Source organism: Rhodococcus sp. IEGM 27, from assembly GCF_033142305.1.
Taxonomy (GTDB): domain Bacteria; phylum Actinomycetota; class Actinomycetes; order Mycobacteriales; family Mycobacteriaceae; genus Rhodococcus_F; species Rhodococcus_F oxybenzonivorans.
On the sequence record NZ_JAWLSG010000003.1, the window covers coordinates 129,801 to 143,765 of the forward strand.

The window sequence follows — 13,965 nt, forward strand, 5'->3', positions numbered from 1 at the left end:
GACGTTTCGATCTCACGGCCTGCGTGCGGGAAGGATGTGGGGGTTCAGGATCCCGGCGGGGTCCAGCCCTGCTCGTATCGACCGCATGACGTCGAGGTCGACCGCACTTCGTCCGAGTGTCATCCAGGGGGCCTTGGCCCGCCCGACACCGTGTTCGGCGCTGATGCTTCCGTTGTGGTCGGTGACGAGATGAAAAACGAAGTCGGACAGAGTGTCCCGCTGATCCGGCGCGGCGTCGAGAAGATTGACGTGAATGTTGCCGTCGGCCACGTGCCCGAAACAGATCGCCCGCACTCCGGGGAAGCGTCGATCGAGGCCGGTGGTCAGCTCGTTCAGGAAGGCCTCGATGTCGCGCAGCGGCGTCGAAATGTCCAACTTCACGGGTGGCGTCGACGAAGCGGCGCCCACCGACTCGGTGTGGCTCTCCCTGTATTGCCAGAGCCTGTGTGCCGGTCCTTCCTCCACGACGGCGTCGAGCACGAATTCACGGCTGTCGTCCAGAACCTCGAGGAGCGTGGTCTCGGCGTCCTCGCGACCGGACACCTCCACCAGGACACAGAACGGTGTGTCGGCCGAAAGTGGCCGCCGGAGTCGCTGATGTTGGCAGACGAGGTCGATACCCGACCTCGTCATCAGCTCCGCGGCGTCGAGCGTCAGCCCGGCGCGCTCGAGGCGATCCACCACCATCAGTGCGTCACCCACCGACCCGACTGCGACGAAGGCGACTCGAGTTCCGCTCGGGGGTAGTACGAGTCGCATCAGGACGCGAGTGATGACGGCGAGTGTGCCCTCGGAGCCGGCGAGAAGGCCGGGCAGGCCGTACCCCACGTTGTCTTTCGTCAGCTCTTTCCATCGGGTCAGAACGCGCCCGTCGGACAGCACCGCCTCGATGCCGAGCAACTGAGACCTGGTGTCGCCGTTCTTGATTACCCGGATGCCCCCGGCGTTGGTCGCGACGATCCCGCCGAGGGTTGCCGATTCGCGGGAGGCAAGGTCCACACCGAGCTCCACTCCGTGTTCGCGGGCCGCGTCGCGGGCGCGGACAATGGTCACACCCGCTCCCGCGGCAATGGTGCGGCCGATCGGGTCGACGTGTTCGATGACGGAAAGCCGGGTAGTGCTGAGCACCACCTCCCCGTCCATCGGGATCGACCCACCGACCAGACCGGTGTTGCCGCCCTGGGGGACCACGGCGACGCCGGCGCGGGAGCAGAGGGCGAGAACCGCCGAAACCTGCCCGGTGTCGGCGGGCCGGACCACGGCGGTGGTGTGCCCCTGCCAGTGCCCGGTCCAGTCGGTGACATATCCGGCAACCACGCCGGGATCGGTGAGCACGTGGGCCGCACCGACGATGTCGGCGAGCTCGTCGAGGAACGACTGAATCGAAACGGTCATGATTGCCTCCTCTCGACGAGATGTCGCAGTCCATCATCGGCGATGTGAAGGCGGTTCGGGAATCAGCGTTCGAAGGTGAGCACCCAGCGTCCACGCGAGCCGCCCGCATCGAGGGCCGCCAACGCCTCATTCGCCTTCTCGAGCGGATAAGTTCCGGCGATTCGTACCGCGAGCGGGCCGCTCTCCCTTCCCGTGCGTGCGACAGAGCTGAGCAATTTCTCGAGCCTGGCTCCGTCGTGGTGGACCATCACGGCCTGAACGTCGACGCCGCGCACGGCCCCGCGCTTTGCCGGCGGCACGACGCCCACATAGGTTCCGCCGTCGACCACCGCGGAAACGGCCGCGTCTCCGAGTACCGCGGTATCGAACACGGCGTCGAACCGGTTCGACGGGATATCGCCGAGAACCTGTACCGCACGAGTGGACCGCAGAAAGTCGGTGTCGGTGGGGCGGCCGAGAGCGCTGACCGTCCATCCCCTCTCGACCGCGAGCGGGACGGCGAATCCGCCCACCGCACCGGCCGCGCCGGTCACCAGCAGCGTTCTGCCCGCGGGGTCACCGAGGAGATCGAGTGCCTGATCTGCGGTCGACAGGTTGAGGGGCAGCGTTGCCGCCCCGGCGAAATTCAAGCCGTCCGGAATTCGGGCCACCGCAGTGGCCGGAACGACGACATAGTCCGCGAAGGCGCGGAGCGGCGCATCCAACCGGTCGTGCAGGGCGACCACACTCGTGCCGACAGCGGGTCCCACCACGCCATCACCCAGCGCGTCCACGATCCCGGCCGCATCCCAGCCCAGGCCCGCGCCGTCGGGCTGATCAATCCATCCGAGCCGGTGATAGACGCCTTGCCTGGTCTGAGAGTCCACCGGATTGACCGCCGCCGCGCGGAGTTCGATTCGGACTTCCCCGGGTCCCGCCTCCGGCACTGCCACCTCGATGATCTTCACGTCCTCGGCCCCGGTTGTCACAATTGCTCGCATGGTGCACCCCTTCGGTAGTCGCTGTTGCCGGTTCAGAATCGCCTGACTACTCTCCGTTGGGAAGTAGGCACCTGAAAGTGCGTAACGAAGCAAAAGGGGCGCCCGATGGCGACGACAACCGCAGGACAAGCGCGACATGCGGCGAAGCGAGAGTATGACGTGTATCTGGCGAACTGCCCGAGTCGTCAGCTCCTCGACCGGATCAGCGACAAGTGGGTGTCGCTCATTCTCGTCGCGCTGGGTCAGGGTTCGCGAAGGTACTCCGAACTGGCGCGCGAACTCGCCGGGGTCAGTCAGAAGATGCTGACCCAGACTCTTCGAGCGCTCGAACGGGACGGTCTCGTCGCACGCGAAGTGACTGCGGCGGTGCCCGTCCGCGTCGACTACGAGCTCACCGAACTCGGTAGGTCGCTACTGCCGATCCTCAGAGCGGTCAAACAGTGGGCGGAACACAACATGGACGACGTGACCACGGCTCGTGAGACGTACGACGGCCGCGCACAGTAGTCGCGACCTGCTGCTCCACAGGGGGCGGATCAATCGGTGACGCGGCCTACCGTCCGATCCGGGAGCACACCCGCCGCCACCAGTTCGTCGTAGATGCGCTGCTGCTCGGCGTCGAGACCCGAATACAGCAGGTCGTAGGCGCGTTCCTCTTCCGCGAGGACGGCGACAGGGTCCCAGTCGTCCCCGATCGCCTCCAGCACCGCGGTACGCCGTCGTGCTTCGTCGAGCGTGAGATCGAGCGCGAATGACAGTTCGGAATGGCCGCTCATCGGATCACCTTCGTTTTCGCAGTCGATATCGAAGGGCACAGGGTTACTCGAGCGGGTCCAAGATCACAATGACCTGGATCACGATCGGGACGATCGCCCACTCGGTGACGTCGAGCGCGGACATGCTGCAGGCTGACGCGGCGTGGCTGTCGGGTACCCTGCCGCATCGTTGGCAATATGACGGGTGCCACAGGAATCCGGGGCTGGCTTCGGGAGAGGACCGATGGTCGAGTGAATATCGTCGAGACTCCGGAACGGCGGCGCGGAGCCGGTCGTCATCGCCCCGATCGTGGAGCGCTGGAGCGTCCGGACAATCGGCGAGCACCCGGCGCCGGGTTCCGCACCGACATCGAGGGCTTGCGGGCAGTCGCAGTGCTGGCAGTCGTGTTGTTCCACGCGGGCGTTCCCGGCCTCGACGGCGGATTCGTGGGCGTCGACGTGTTCTTCGTCGTGTCCGGTTTCCTCATCACCGGGCTGCTGTGGCGGGACGTGACCGCTACCGGGAATGTGCGGCTCGCCCGGTTCTACGCGGCGCGGGCCAGGCGGCTGCTGCCCGCCGGTGTCACCGTGCTGGTGGTCACCGCGGTCGGTGCGGCCATGCTCCTGCCCCCATTACAGGCGCGCGCCGTTCTGGGCGACGGGATAGCCAGCGCGCTCTACGTCGGCAACTACCGGCTCGCCCTGCAGGGCACCGACTACCTGTCCGCCGATACACCTCCGTCGCCGTTTCAGCATTATTGGTCACTCGGCGTGGAAGAACAGTTCTACCTGCTGTGGCCTGCGCTGATCATCGGCACGGTCTGGCTGGTCCGGCGCGCGCGAAGGCGTGCCGACGGCGAGGCTGCACCCTCCGTGTGGCCGTTTCTGTTCGGTCTCGCACTCGTGACGGCCGTGTCGTTCGCGATTTCGATGGCCTGGACGAGCACGCTGCCGCCGTGGGCGTACTTCTCCCTGCCCTCGCGAGCGTGGGAACTGGCCGCCGGCGGACTGGTCGCGTTGTCCGTCCCGTTGTGGCGCCGGTTGCCGGCGCTTCCCGCTGCCGTCGCCGGATGGGCGGGACTGGTCCTGATTCTTCTGGGCTGTTTCGCGCTGGACGAGACGACGCCTTACCCCGGGACTGCCGCACTGCTGCCCGTGCTCGGCACGGTGCTGGTGATCGGCGCCGGCTGCGCCGAACCCCGACTGGGCGCCGGCCGCGGACTCTCGCTCGCCCCGATGCGGGCGATAGGCCGGGTGTCGTACTCCTGGTACCTCTGGCATTGGCCGGTGCTGCTGCTCTTGCCGCCCCTGCTCGGCCATTCCCTGAGCCTCTTCGACCGGCTCGCGGCGGTCGCGCTGTCGGGCGGCCTCGCCGTCCTCACGCTGCGACTCATCGAGAACCCCGCGCGGTTCGCTGCTCCACTGCGTCGGTCGGACACGCGCAGCCTGGCTCTCGGCGGCGCCGTCACAGTGCTCGCCGTCTGCGCGGCGATCGTACTGCTGATATTGCGCCCTATGCCGGTGGGCCAGGGTGCTGCAGCGGAGGCGCTCACGGTCACCGCGCCGGAGGTCACGGCGGTCCCCACCGTCGACCCGCATGACGCGGCGGTGCAGCAGGTGACCGCACAGGTCGCGGCCGCGGTCGCGCACTCGGCCGAGCTGCGCGCCGTCCCGTCCAATCTGACCCCGCCGCTCGCCGACGCCCCGGCCGACAAGCCGGCGGTTTTCAACAACGGCTGCGTGCGCTCCTGGCTCGAGGTCGGGCTGGAGGACTGCGTGTCGGGTGATCCTGCCTCGACCACCACGGTGGCCCTCGTCGGCGACTCGCATGCCGCGATGTGGCACCCGGCGTTCGAGCCGGTCGCCGAGCAGCGACACTGGCGGCTCACGACGATGGGCAAGGTCACCTGTCCCTTGATGGAGCTGCCCATCACCAGTCCTTATCTCGGCCGGGCGTACTCCGAGTGCGAGCAGTGGCGCGGCGAGGTGACCGCCCGGTTACAGGCCGAGCGTCCACAACTGATTGTGGTGAGCATGTCCCGGCGGTACGGCGGCGACTTCGGATTCACCACCTACGACCAGGCCTGGATCGACGGCGTGACCCGCATGGTGGCGCAATTGCGGTCCACCGGCGCGGCCGTTCTGGTTCTCGGCCCCATCCCCGATCCGCGCTCCACCGTGCCGACCTGCCTGTCCGGTCACCTCGACGACGCCACGGCCTGCTCGCCGCCGCACGGTGCCGCGGTGAACTCCGCCGGTATCGCCGCCGAGGCGGCGGCGACCGCGGCCGGCGGGGGTCAGTACGCGGACCTCACCTCACTCTTCTGCACCCCCGACCGCTGTCCGGTGATCGTCGGCAACGACCTGGTGTACCGCGACGACAACCATCTGACGCTCGGGCACGCCCAGAACCTCGCTCCTGTCGTCGGTGCCCTCGCCGACCGCGCTCTCGCCCGACGCTGAGCGGTAGTTTTTCTACTGCACCGGCGACGGTGGGACGGTGGTGGTGGTCGGGATCGTCGTCGCTTCCGGTTCGGCCACCTCTACCGTCGTCGGGACCTCTTGCTGGGTGGACGGGGTGTCGGTGGCTGCAACCGCGGCGGACGGTGATGGCTCCTCCGAGAACGCGGCCGACGTGTCGGGCGTGACCACTGCCACCGTGGGTGCCAAGGGAGCGGCGGTGGGGACGGCCGACGATGTCGTCGTCGGCGCGGTGGACGAATCAGTCGAAGACAGAAGATCTTTCGTCACGATGGACGTTGTCGAGGTAGTCGACGCGGTGTCGCTCGGGTCCGCTGCCGAATCGGACGACGCGACGAGAGCGGCAGCGGACGCGTCGGCGGCCGGCTGTCCCATCTCTGCTTGCCGGGCCAGATGAGTCAACCAGGCGGCGGCGTATTGCGAAGAAGTCAACGCCTTTCCGCCCGCGGGGTCGGCGTCGCGCCAATAGTCGAAGTGATGACCTGTTCCCGGACCGAGGGTCTGCTGATACGGATCGCTCATCACCACGGCGACGGTGTTCTCGTTGTCCGCGATGAATCCGATGATCTCGTTGCGAACCTTGGCGGGCAGGTAGACCAAATCGATTGCCTGGTTCGGCGAGAGCGGTCCGGCGGATGTATCCGACTGCGCCACTGGGGTACCGGGCTTGTAAGCGGGGTCCGACACCTTGATGAGAACGTCGAGGAACGTCTCGTCCGACTGCATCCAGTTCTCCTGCGACTGGATGTCGGCGAACGCGGCGAGGGCGATCTGTCCGAGAACCGTCGCCATGTCCTGTGCTGTCGCGATGGTCAGCCCTTCGCGCTCGAGCGCATCGACGTTCAGTTGTCTGCCGACGTTGACGGCGAGTTGGAGCAGGGCGATGTTGTCCGGCGCGGAGCAGGTCAGGTCTCCTTCCGAACAGAAGGACGCCACTTTGCCGTCCAGCGCGCCGAATCCGCCGGATGTGCCCGGTAGGGCGCCCCGCCCCGGAGCGCTGTTGGTACCGGACTGGTAGGCGAGATCGAATCCGTCGGGATTGCGGAATTCGTTTTCGGCGCCGGGGAAGGGACCCCCGCCGACTTCACGTCCGGCATCCGCCAGGATCACCACGCCGACCACGGATGCCGGGTCGACGATGTCGTAGCCGTCCTCTCCAACCTCCTGGTTGCCGACTTCCATCGCGACCCGGCGCGCCACATCGGCGCCCTCGCTGTAGCCGACGATGGCGAACTTCGTGTCCGGACAAGAGGCGGCGATCGTGCGCATCACTGTTTCGGTGTTGTCGACACCGACATTCACCGCGTCCTCATACGACGACATGTTCGCCGGATAGTCGATGTAGACGGCGGCGTAGGAACCCTCGCCGACGGCCTGACCGGGTGCGTTGACCACCGGATCGACCCAGTCGCTGCTGTACTCGCTGGACAGAGCCGCCGGGAGCGGCGTGCCGTCGGGCGCCACCAGCATCTGGTGTGTGCCCGCGTGCGGCGCGTCGTTGCGCCCGGCAACTGCGATGCTCACCATGTCGTAACAGGCGGTCGAGGCTGCAGCAGTCAGGGCCGTGGCCGTCGTCGTCGGCGCCCCGGGGTTCGACCACGGAGCGGCAAGCAGCGCGGCCAGTCCCAGCACGCCAGGCGCCAGCAGCCCCGACGCCATCCGGCGTCGGTGTGCCGCAGGTGTCGTTACGCCATGTTTCATGGTCAACCTCATTCGGTCCGGCCCCGACCAATGACAATGCGTTACCAGGCACGTCGGAATCCGACACCGATGCGTTACACACCTGCAGCAGAGCCAGGAGAGCTAGCAGGGCGCAGGCACCCGGTGTCGCGTTGTAGCCGGACCGGCGAGACGGCCCGTCGAGTGAGCGTCGATCATCCGCTGTTCGCCTCGTTGAGCGAAACGCAGTGACGGGGACACGGCGGCACCCGCGTCGAGGAGCGCGCGAAGCGCCGGCTGTTCGGCGGCCAAGTGGAACCACTCGTCCTCCAGCGGAGTGCCGTCCTCGAGAGCCTGATCGAGTTTCGCGGCGAGGTGATTGCTCCATCGATGCTGCAATGCAAGGAGAAGGTTGTCAGCGCGTCCGAAAAGCCTTAGCGCGTCGGTACTTTCACTGGCCTCGAGGGCTGCGTGCACGTCGAGCTGTGCTACCGACAGCACATCCTCCAGCACCGCCCGCCGTTCGTGGAAATTACTCCAGGACATTTCGCCACCTCCGTCGAATCTTGTGATGCGGGAAACGCTACGGGGCTGTGGAGGCGATTTCGCCGTGCCAGGGTCGCGACTACTTCTCCTACTACGGGCGGAGAAACGGCTCCGCTCTCGGAACGATGTTCCGGGGAACCTCACCCGGCTACGCTGGTGAGGTGCAGGTCATGGAGTACTTTCGCCGCCGCATGACGATGAGTGAGTACGACTACCCGCCCGGTGTCCCGATCTTCGGGCACGTCGCCATCGTTGCCGTGGCCGGTGTCGCCGTCGCGCAGCGAGATGCGTTCGTGCCCCCAGGATGGGCGTTGCCGGTCGCGCTGGTGGCCGCGGGAACATCCTTGGCAGGAGATCTGGTGAGACCTGGATCCATGATTCCCCGGCCTCTCCTGGCGGTCGTGGTCACCGCAGCGACGGCACTGCTGTTGGTGCAACAGGTGATCGGTCAGTTCGACGTGGCCCCGTTCATTCTCGTGTTCATGGTCGGCGAAGTCGCGGCGACGGCGAAGCTGGCCGTGAGCCTTGCGACCGCGGCGGGTGCCGTCGCGGTGCTGTCCGGATTCGCCGTCGCCGACCGGCTGGGTGACGTGCCCTGGTACATCGCCGGTGTCGCGGTGGGGTGGATCATCGGACATCTGCTGCAGACCCAGCTCCGCCTCCTTCACCAGGAGCGCGCATCCCATGTCATCCAGACCGAGCAGGCCGCCACTCGCGAACGCCAACGCATCGCCCGGGAAATCCACGACGTGGTGGCCCACTCGTTGAGCATCACCATGCTCCATCTCACCGGGGCCCGCCGCGCCCTCGAAGAGGATCGCGACGTCGACGACGCGGTGGAGGCCCTCGCCGACGCCGAGCGCCTGGGTCGTCAGGCAATGGCAGACATCCGGCGGACGGTCGGGCTGCTCGAGGTGAAACCGGCCGGAACGCGGCCCGAACCTGCCATCGGTGACATCCCGAATCTGGTCGAAGACTTTCGCCGCGCAGGACTCCAGGTTTCTTTCGAGATGCGAGGAGACCCGGGCGCGGTGAGCAGCGCGACCGGTCTCGGTCTCTATCGGATATCGCAGGAGTCCCTGGCCAACATCATCAAACATGCGCCGGGAGCCGACGCCGAGGTGACACTCTCGATCGCGCCGGAGTCGATCACGCTGGTGGTGCGCAATCCGACCGCTGTTCCCGCAGCACTACCCATGGACTCGAGTGGTTCGGGGGTGCGTGGAATGCGGGAGCGCGCCGAACTCCTCGGTGGCACGTTGCAGGCCGGCCCGGATCATCAGGGTTGGTCGGTGCGCGCCGAGATTCCTCTCCCGACCGACTCCTGCCCGCTGTCGCTCCGGCGTCGTACCCCGGAGCAGTCGTGACCGCCCCCGAGATCAAGGTGTTGCTCGTCGACGACCAAGAATTGGTGCGATCAGGGCTCCGGCGGATCCTGCGACGCAAGGACGGTTTCGTCATCGTTGCCGAATGCGCCGACGGCTCGGAAGTGCCCGACGCCGTGGCTCGCCACGCACCCGATGTCGTGCTGATGGACCTACGCATGAAGGGGGTAGACGGGATTACGGCCACCCGTGAGCTCCAGGCCGGTGATCGACCCCCGCCGGTATTGGTTCTCACCACCTTCGACGACGACGAACTGCTGTCCGGCTCACTGCGCGCAGGCGCCGCCGGTTTCCTTCTCAAGGATTCACCCGCCGAGGAATTGATTCGTGCCGTGCGAACGGTCGCGGAGGGAGGAGCCTGCCTCGATCCGGCGGTGACCGGCCGAGTGCTGACCACCTATCGCACCGCCGCCGGGCCCACCAACGGCGCGGGTCGCAGCGTCGACGAGCTGACGGCGCGGGAACTCGATGTGCTCGCGCTCATCGGCCGGGGATACAGCAACAGTGAGATCGGCCGCGCGCTGGGCATCTCGGGAGTAACCGTGAAGAGCCACATCGGGCACATCTTCGTCAAACTCGATCTTCGTGACCGCGCCGCCGCCATTGTCTACGCATTTGACCACGGCATCGTCACGCCCGGCCACGCAACTTGAACCGATGTCCAGTTGTGCCGGTCGAGGGCGTTCGGCTCTGTTGGGCGCGATCACAAGTGGCATTCGTCTTTTTGATGATGTACAACTAACGCCATGACCGAATGTGATCCAGCGCACACTTAACCGTGACCGCGGAATACGTCTATTTCCCCGTCATTGCAGTCGACCCGATCCGGAAAGGACCCCGGCGTGCACACCACCCACCACACCCCGCTTCCTGACGAGTCGACGACCTCACTGGTGCGCTCGGGCGCTTCGATAGCGCTCGGTGCAGCGGCAGCGGCAGCGGCACCCGCCGTGGTAGTGACCGGGTCCGCGCTTCTGGCCGGTGTCGCAGCGGTCGCGACCCTTGCCTGCGTCGCCGCCGCATCGGTAATGATCTGACCTTTCTTCCACCATCAACATCGCATCGACAGGACACCTACATTCGTGAGCCTTCCCGTTTCAGGATCAACGACCCATGCACGCTCGTCCCGCCGGGCGGGGTCGATCAGTACCGAGGAAATCAAGTTGCGTATCGAGGCGATGTTCGCCGGTGAACGCTCCGAGCCCCGACCGCTCCGGGGTGATCGCACCGCACCGGAGAGGATGGCGGTATGACCAACGTGGCACTGCTACTGGGCTTGTTGGCCAGTGCAATCGGCGGCCGCACGGTACTGCAGCGCGTCCTCACCAAGCCCAGCTCACGCCGGGCACCCGGTGCACTGTTCTACCCGAACGGGTGACGTCGACCGCCGACCTGATGCGGTTCCCGCAGGACTTCCCCGACCTGAACGACGATGAGGTCCTGCGCGGCGCCTAGTCATGAGTGGTCAGGTCGCGTCGCTGTGGTCGGTGCCGATCACGGCCCGAGCCGTGACGGCAACGGTGGGATTCAATGCCGTTGCATCGGTGCACCACCGCGACGCGATGGGCCGTTTGCGCAGTATCGCTGACAAAATCAAGCAGAATGCGTAGCACCGTTGAGTCGCCTGGTGGCATACTCCGCTACATGACGAGACTCGATCGGACCGACGCCCGCCTGCTCCTTGCGCTCTGTGATGTCCCTCGCGCGACCGGCGTGCAGTTGGCGTCTCTGTTGGGCATGGCACGTAACACTGTGCAGGCGAGGATGTCTCGGTGGGACGAGCAGAAGGTACTGGCGCCGGTCGACCGGTGCGTGGCGCCCCGGGATCTCGGCTATCCCTTGCAGGCCTTCGTCACTGCGGTGGTCGATCAACATCGTCTCGAGGAGGTCATCAACCACCTCAGAGACATCGCCGAGGTCACCGAGGTCGTCGGCATCTCCGGGGCTGCGGACCTCCACATCGGTGTAGTCGCCGTCGATGCCGATGATCTGTACCGGGTGGCCGGCCTCATTCTTGCCGTCCCTGGAATCGAACGTACGACGGTGTCGGTCGCGATGCGCGACGCCATTCCCTACCGAACCCGCCCGCTGCTCGAACGGATCGCCGGGGAGTCAGGGTGAGCGCCGACGAGGGCGGCCCGACCCCCACCGGCCTGGAATCGGCGGGTGCGAAGCCGCTTTCAAGGAATGGCCTCCCCGAATCGTGCCCTTGGCGTGAGCTCCGACCGCCCGTGTCCCGGCTCACAACACGACGGTAAGCTCGGTGTCGTGAGTGCGACCAGTTCGACGCCTGAGAGGCTCCTGGCTGTGGGTTCCGGTGTGAACCTCTCCCGGCACGCACAAGTGTTGAGCGAGGTGCACGACGCGGTACTGTCCGGGCAGAAGCCGCCCATGCCTCCGCGTGAGGTTGTCGCCAGGTCGTGGTCGCGACTTCAGGCCGAGGGTGTCAGCCCCGCCCGGTGTGAAGACGTCGTATTCGCGGACTGCTCCGAACTCGAGTCCCGCCGTACCCGAACTGCCCTCCGTTCGGTTCTTCCGGAGCTCCGGAGCACGTTGACCGAGGTGGCCGACGATGCGAAGTTCATCGTGGTGATCGCCGACACCGATGGGGTGGTGCTGTGGCGAGACGGTTCCCGCGCCGTGCGCAAGGCTGCCGATGCGCTCGGCTTCATGGAAGGTGCACGCTGGTCCGAGGACTTGGTCGGTACCAATTCCGTCGGCACCGCACTGGTCGAAGAGGCTCCGGTGCAATTATTTTCGGCCGAGCACTATGCGCGGTCGCACTCCGGTTGGTCGTGTACCGGGTCGCCGGTCCGCGATCCGCGGACGGGCAAGGTGCTCGGCGTGGTCGATATCAGCGGGTCGGCGATGTCGGTCCATCCGACCACCATGGCGCTCGTGCGAACTGCGGTGCGCTTGGCCGAGTCGACGTTGTGGCGAGAGCACACCGTCCAACTCGACAAGCTCCGTGCGCAAGCGGCGCCGGTGCTCGCCGCCGCCGGTGGGCCCGCACTCGTCGTGGACCGGCACGGCTGGGTTGTGGAAGCCGGCGGAATCGCTGTACCTGAACGGTTGGCGCCTCCGTGCGCCGAAAAGCCCTTACTGGTGCCGGGTCTGGGGTGGTGTGTGCCGGAGCCGCTCGGTGCGGGGTGGTTGGTGCGTCGCCGAGAGGATCGGGCAGACATCGACCTCGAGCTCGACCTCGGTGCGTCGCCCCGCGCGACGGTGCGCGGAGATGTGAACTGGACCCGGGCCTTGTCGCCGAGACACGCTCAGATTCTGCGTGTCCTCGCGGACGCAGGGCCCGGCGGTACTGACGCCGCCGCGATGAGCGAGGCGCTGTTCGGCGACCGTGACCACGTCGTCGCCGTCCGCGCCGAGATCTCCCGTCTCCGAAAAAGTCTGGGCCCGATATTGATTGCTCAGCCGTACCGGTTCGCGGATAATGTTCAGGTTCGGATGTTCGGCTGAGCTGTGGTGCGCACGGCCTGAATACGTGTGTCGACGAAGCTGCGTAGGTCCGCGCGGAGTTGGGGGTCGAGGTGCCAGCCGGCGGGACCGTCGAGAATTTCTCCGAGCCTGGCGATGTAGCCGGCGGGTGTCATACCGAATTCGACGAGGAGATCACCGGTGTTCCCACCCCCGTAAGGTAGCCAGCGGCGGGCGAACTCGAGGATCCGCGAGTCTTCGATGATGGAACGGTTACTCATGGGTGAGGCTCCTGACGGGTGGTGTGGTTGGCTGCGAGATGATGGAGTCGGTCCGCAATTTCGCGGCGGTGGTGGGCCATCGCCTGTGCGTACAGGCGGCCGGCCCGGTAGGAGGAGCGGACCAGTGGCCCGGCCATCACGCCGGCGAAGCCGATCTCTTCGGCGGTGGTGGAGTGCGCCACGAATTCCTCGGGCTTGACCCACCGCTCGACGGGGTGATGCCGCGGTGAGGGACGCAGGTACTGGGTGATGGTGATGATGTCGCAGCCGGCGTCGTGCAGGTCGTGCAACGCCTGGGTGACCTCGTCGGGGGTTTCGCCCATTCCCAGGATCAGGTTCGACTTGGTGACGAGTCCGTCCTCGCGGGCGGCGGTGATCACGTCGAGGCTGCGCTGGTAGCGGAAGGCCGGGCGGATGCGCTTGAAGATGCGGGGCACGGTTTCGACGTTGTGGGCGAGGACCTCGGGGCGGGTGGAGAACACCTCGGCGAGTTGCTCGGGTTTGGCGTTGAAGTCCGGGATCAGCAGTTCGACGCCGGTGCCGGGGTTGAGCTGGTGGATCAGGCGCACCGTTTCGGCGTAGAGCCAGGCGCCGCCGTCGGGGAGGTCGTCGCGGGCGACGCCGGTGATGGTCGAGTAGCGCAGGCCCATGGCCTGGACGGACTCGGCGACGCGGCGGGGTTCGTCGCGGTCGAGTTCGTCGGGTTTGCCGGTGTCGATCTGGCAGAAGTCGCAGCGGCGGGTGCATTGCTCACCGCCGATGAGGAAGGTGGCCTCGCGGTCTTCCCAGCATTCGTAGATGTTGGGGCAGCCGGCTTCTTCGCAGACGGTGTGCAGGCCTTCGCGTGTGACGAGGCTTTTGAGCTCGGAGTATTCCGGGCCCATCTTCGCTCTCGTCTTGATCCAGTTCGGCTTGCGTTCGATCGGGGTCTCCGCGTTTCGGATTTCCAGTCGAAGGAGTTTGCGGCCGGTCGGGGCCTGTGCGGCCTCGGTCGATGTTCGTGGTGTGGCAGTCACGTGTCGATTCCTGGGTGGTGGTTCCCGCCGAACCGCGG

At 66.6% G+C, this 13,965-nt stretch carries 16 protein-coding genes; 9 read left to right on the top strand and 7 right to left on the bottom strand.

The features are described 5' to 3' along the window. Positions 1 to 12: 12 nt before the first annotated feature. Both R4P95_RS11500 and R4P95_RS11505 read right to left on the bottom strand, forming a co-directional pair. Positions 13 to 1,395, bottom strand: coding sequence for an FAD-binding oxidoreductase (locus R4P95_RS11500; RefSeq protein ID WP_317744501.1), 1,383 nt, complete (start codon positions 1,393 to 1,395; stop codon positions 13 to 15). A gap of 62 nt (positions 1,396 to 1,457) precedes the next feature. Further along, entirely contained in the window at positions 1,458 to 2,375 is a 918-nt protein-coding gene (locus tag R4P95_RS11505) for an NADP-dependent oxidoreductase (protein ID WP_317744500.1), read from the bottom strand. Between the two features lie 105 nt (positions 2,376 to 2,480). Between R4P95_RS11505 and R4P95_RS11510 the strand changes: the two genes are divergently transcribed. Beyond that, entirely contained in the window at positions 2,481 to 2,882 is a 402-nt protein-coding gene (locus R4P95_RS11510) for a winged helix-turn-helix transcriptional regulator (protein WP_213575590.1), read from the top strand. 29 nt (positions 2,883 to 2,911) lie between these two features. Here R4P95_RS11510 and R4P95_RS11515 read toward each other — a convergent pair whose 3' ends face one another. After that, positions 2,912 to 3,151, bottom strand: a complete 240-nt coding sequence (locus R4P95_RS11515) for a DUF6400 family protein (protein ID WP_109335466.1) — start codon at positions 3,149 to 3,151, stop codon at positions 2,912 to 2,914. A gap of 231 nt (positions 3,152 to 3,382) precedes the next feature. Here R4P95_RS11515 and R4P95_RS11520 point away from each other — a divergent pair, with 231 nt between their 5' ends. Beyond that, on the top strand, positions 3,383 to 5,593 hold the full coding sequence (locus R4P95_RS11520; protein ID WP_317744498.1) for an acyltransferase family protein: 2,211 nt from the start codon (positions 3,383 to 3,385) through the stop codon (positions 5,591 to 5,593). A gap of 12 nt (positions 5,594 to 5,605) precedes the next feature. On the opposite strand, the gene R4P95_RS11525 is transcribed toward R4P95_RS11520, so the two are convergent. After that, positions 5,606 to 7,312: a cutinase family protein gene (locus tag R4P95_RS11525; protein ID WP_317744497.1), complete on the bottom strand. Its 1,707-nt coding sequence runs from the start codon at positions 7,310 to 7,312 to the stop codon at positions 5,606 to 5,608. A gap of 102 nt (positions 7,313 to 7,414) precedes the next feature. Beyond that, the gene (locus R4P95_RS11530; protein WP_213575593.1) at positions 7,415 to 7,816 is read right to left on the bottom strand and encodes a hypothetical protein; all 402 of its coding nucleotides are present in this window, start codon (positions 7,814 to 7,816) and stop codon (positions 7,415 to 7,417) included. 47 nt (positions 7,817 to 7,863) lie between these two features. On the opposite strand from R4P95_RS11530, the gene R4P95_RS11535 reads away from it, so the two are divergent. The 7 genes from R4P95_RS11535 (at position 7,864) to R4P95_RS11565 (ending at position 12,672) form a co-directional block, all read left to right on the top strand. Next, positions 7,864 to 9,183: a sensor histidine kinase gene (locus R4P95_RS11535; protein WP_317744496.1), complete on the top strand. Its 1,320-nt coding sequence runs from the start codon at positions 7,864 to 7,866 to the stop codon at positions 9,181 to 9,183. Further along, the gene (locus R4P95_RS11540) at positions 9,180 to 9,854 is read left to right on the top strand and encodes a response regulator transcription factor (RefSeq protein WP_230990003.1); all 675 of its coding nucleotides are present in this window, start codon (positions 9,180 to 9,182) and stop codon (positions 9,852 to 9,854) included. Before R4P95_RS11535 ends, R4P95_RS11540 begins: the two co-directional genes overlap by 4 nt. Before the next feature lie 189 nt (positions 9,855 to 10,043). Further along, positions 10,044 to 10,238, top strand: a complete 195-nt coding sequence (locus R4P95_RS11545; RefSeq protein ID WP_213575594.1) for a hypothetical protein — start codon at positions 10,044 to 10,046, stop codon at positions 10,236 to 10,238. Positions 10,239 to 10,450: 212 nt separating this feature from the next. Next, a complete protein-coding gene (locus tag R4P95_RS11550; protein ID WP_317744495.1) occupies positions 10,451 to 10,579 on the top strand; it encodes a hypothetical protein in 129 nt (42 codons plus the stop codon). A 79-nt stretch (positions 10,580 to 10,658) separates the two neighbouring features. After that, complete coding sequence (locus R4P95_RS11555) at positions 10,659 to 10,811, top strand: hypothetical protein (protein ID WP_317744494.1); 153 nt, start codon at positions 10,659 to 10,661, stop codon at positions 10,809 to 10,811. Between the two features lie 34 nt (positions 10,812 to 10,845). Then, positions 10,846 to 11,322 carry an Lrp/AsnC family transcriptional regulator gene (locus R4P95_RS11560; protein ID WP_317744493.1) on the top strand — a complete coding sequence of 159 codons (477 nt, stop codon included), beginning with the start codon at positions 10,846 to 10,848 and terminating at the stop codon, positions 11,320 to 11,322. Positions 11,323 to 11,556: 234 nt separating this feature from the next. After that, positions 11,557 to 12,672 (top strand): GAF domain-containing protein, encoded by a 1,116-nt coding sequence (locus tag R4P95_RS11565; protein WP_397517694.1) that lies wholly within the window; start codon positions 11,557 to 11,559, stop codon positions 12,670 to 12,672. Here the strand turns inward: R4P95_RS11565 and R4P95_RS11570 are convergent. Beyond that, positions 12,651 to 12,911, bottom strand: a complete 261-nt coding sequence (locus R4P95_RS11570; protein WP_109334512.1) for a DUF3263 domain-containing protein — start codon at positions 12,909 to 12,911, stop codon at positions 12,651 to 12,653. The genes R4P95_RS11565 and R4P95_RS11570 overlap by 22 nt on opposite strands. Then, entirely contained in the window at positions 12,908 to 13,927 is a 1,020-nt protein-coding gene (lipA, locus tag R4P95_RS11575) for a lipoyl synthase (protein WP_317744491.1), read from the bottom strand. Before lipA ends, R4P95_RS11570 begins: the two co-directional genes overlap by 4 nt. Positions 13,928 to 13,965: the final 38 nt, after the last annotated feature.

Bases quoted from the DNA above. Each gene is read 5' to 3' on its own strand.
- R4P95_RS11500 (WP_317744501.1), bottom strand. From the start codon at position 1,395: ATGACCGTTTCGATTCAGTCGTTCCTCGACGAGCTCGCCGACATCGTC.
- R4P95_RS11505 (WP_317744500.1), bottom strand. From the start codon at position 2,375: ATGCGAGCAATTGTGACAACCGGGGCCGAGGACGTGAAGATCATCGAG.
- R4P95_RS11510 (WP_213575590.1), top strand. From the start codon at position 2,481: ATGGCGACGACAACCGCAGGACAAGCGCGACATGCGGCGAAGCGAGAG.
- R4P95_RS11515 (WP_109335466.1), bottom strand. From the start codon at position 3,151: ATGAGCGGCCATTCCGAACTGTCATTCGCGCTCGATCTCACGCTCGAC.
- R4P95_RS11525 (WP_317744497.1), bottom strand. From the start codon at position 7,312: ATGAAACATGGCGTAACGACACCTGCGGCACACCGACGCCGGATGGCG.
- R4P95_RS11530 (WP_213575593.1), bottom strand. From the start codon at position 7,816: ATGTCCTGGAGTAATTTCCACGAACGGCGGGCGGTGCTGGAGGATGTG.
- R4P95_RS11550 (WP_317744495.1), top strand. From the start codon at position 10,451: ATGACCAACGTGGCACTGCTACTGGGCTTGTTGGCCAGTGCAATCGGC.
- R4P95_RS11555 (WP_317744494.1), top strand. From the start codon at position 10,659: ATGAGTGGTCAGGTCGCGTCGCTGTGGTCGGTGCCGATCACGGCCCGA.
- R4P95_RS11560 (WP_317744493.1), top strand. From the start codon at position 10,846: ATGACGAGACTCGATCGGACCGACGCCCGCCTGCTCCTTGCGCTCTGT.
- R4P95_RS11570 (WP_109334512.1), bottom strand. From the start codon at position 12,911: ATGAGTAACCGTTCCATCATCGAAGACTCGCGGATCCTCGAGTTCGCC.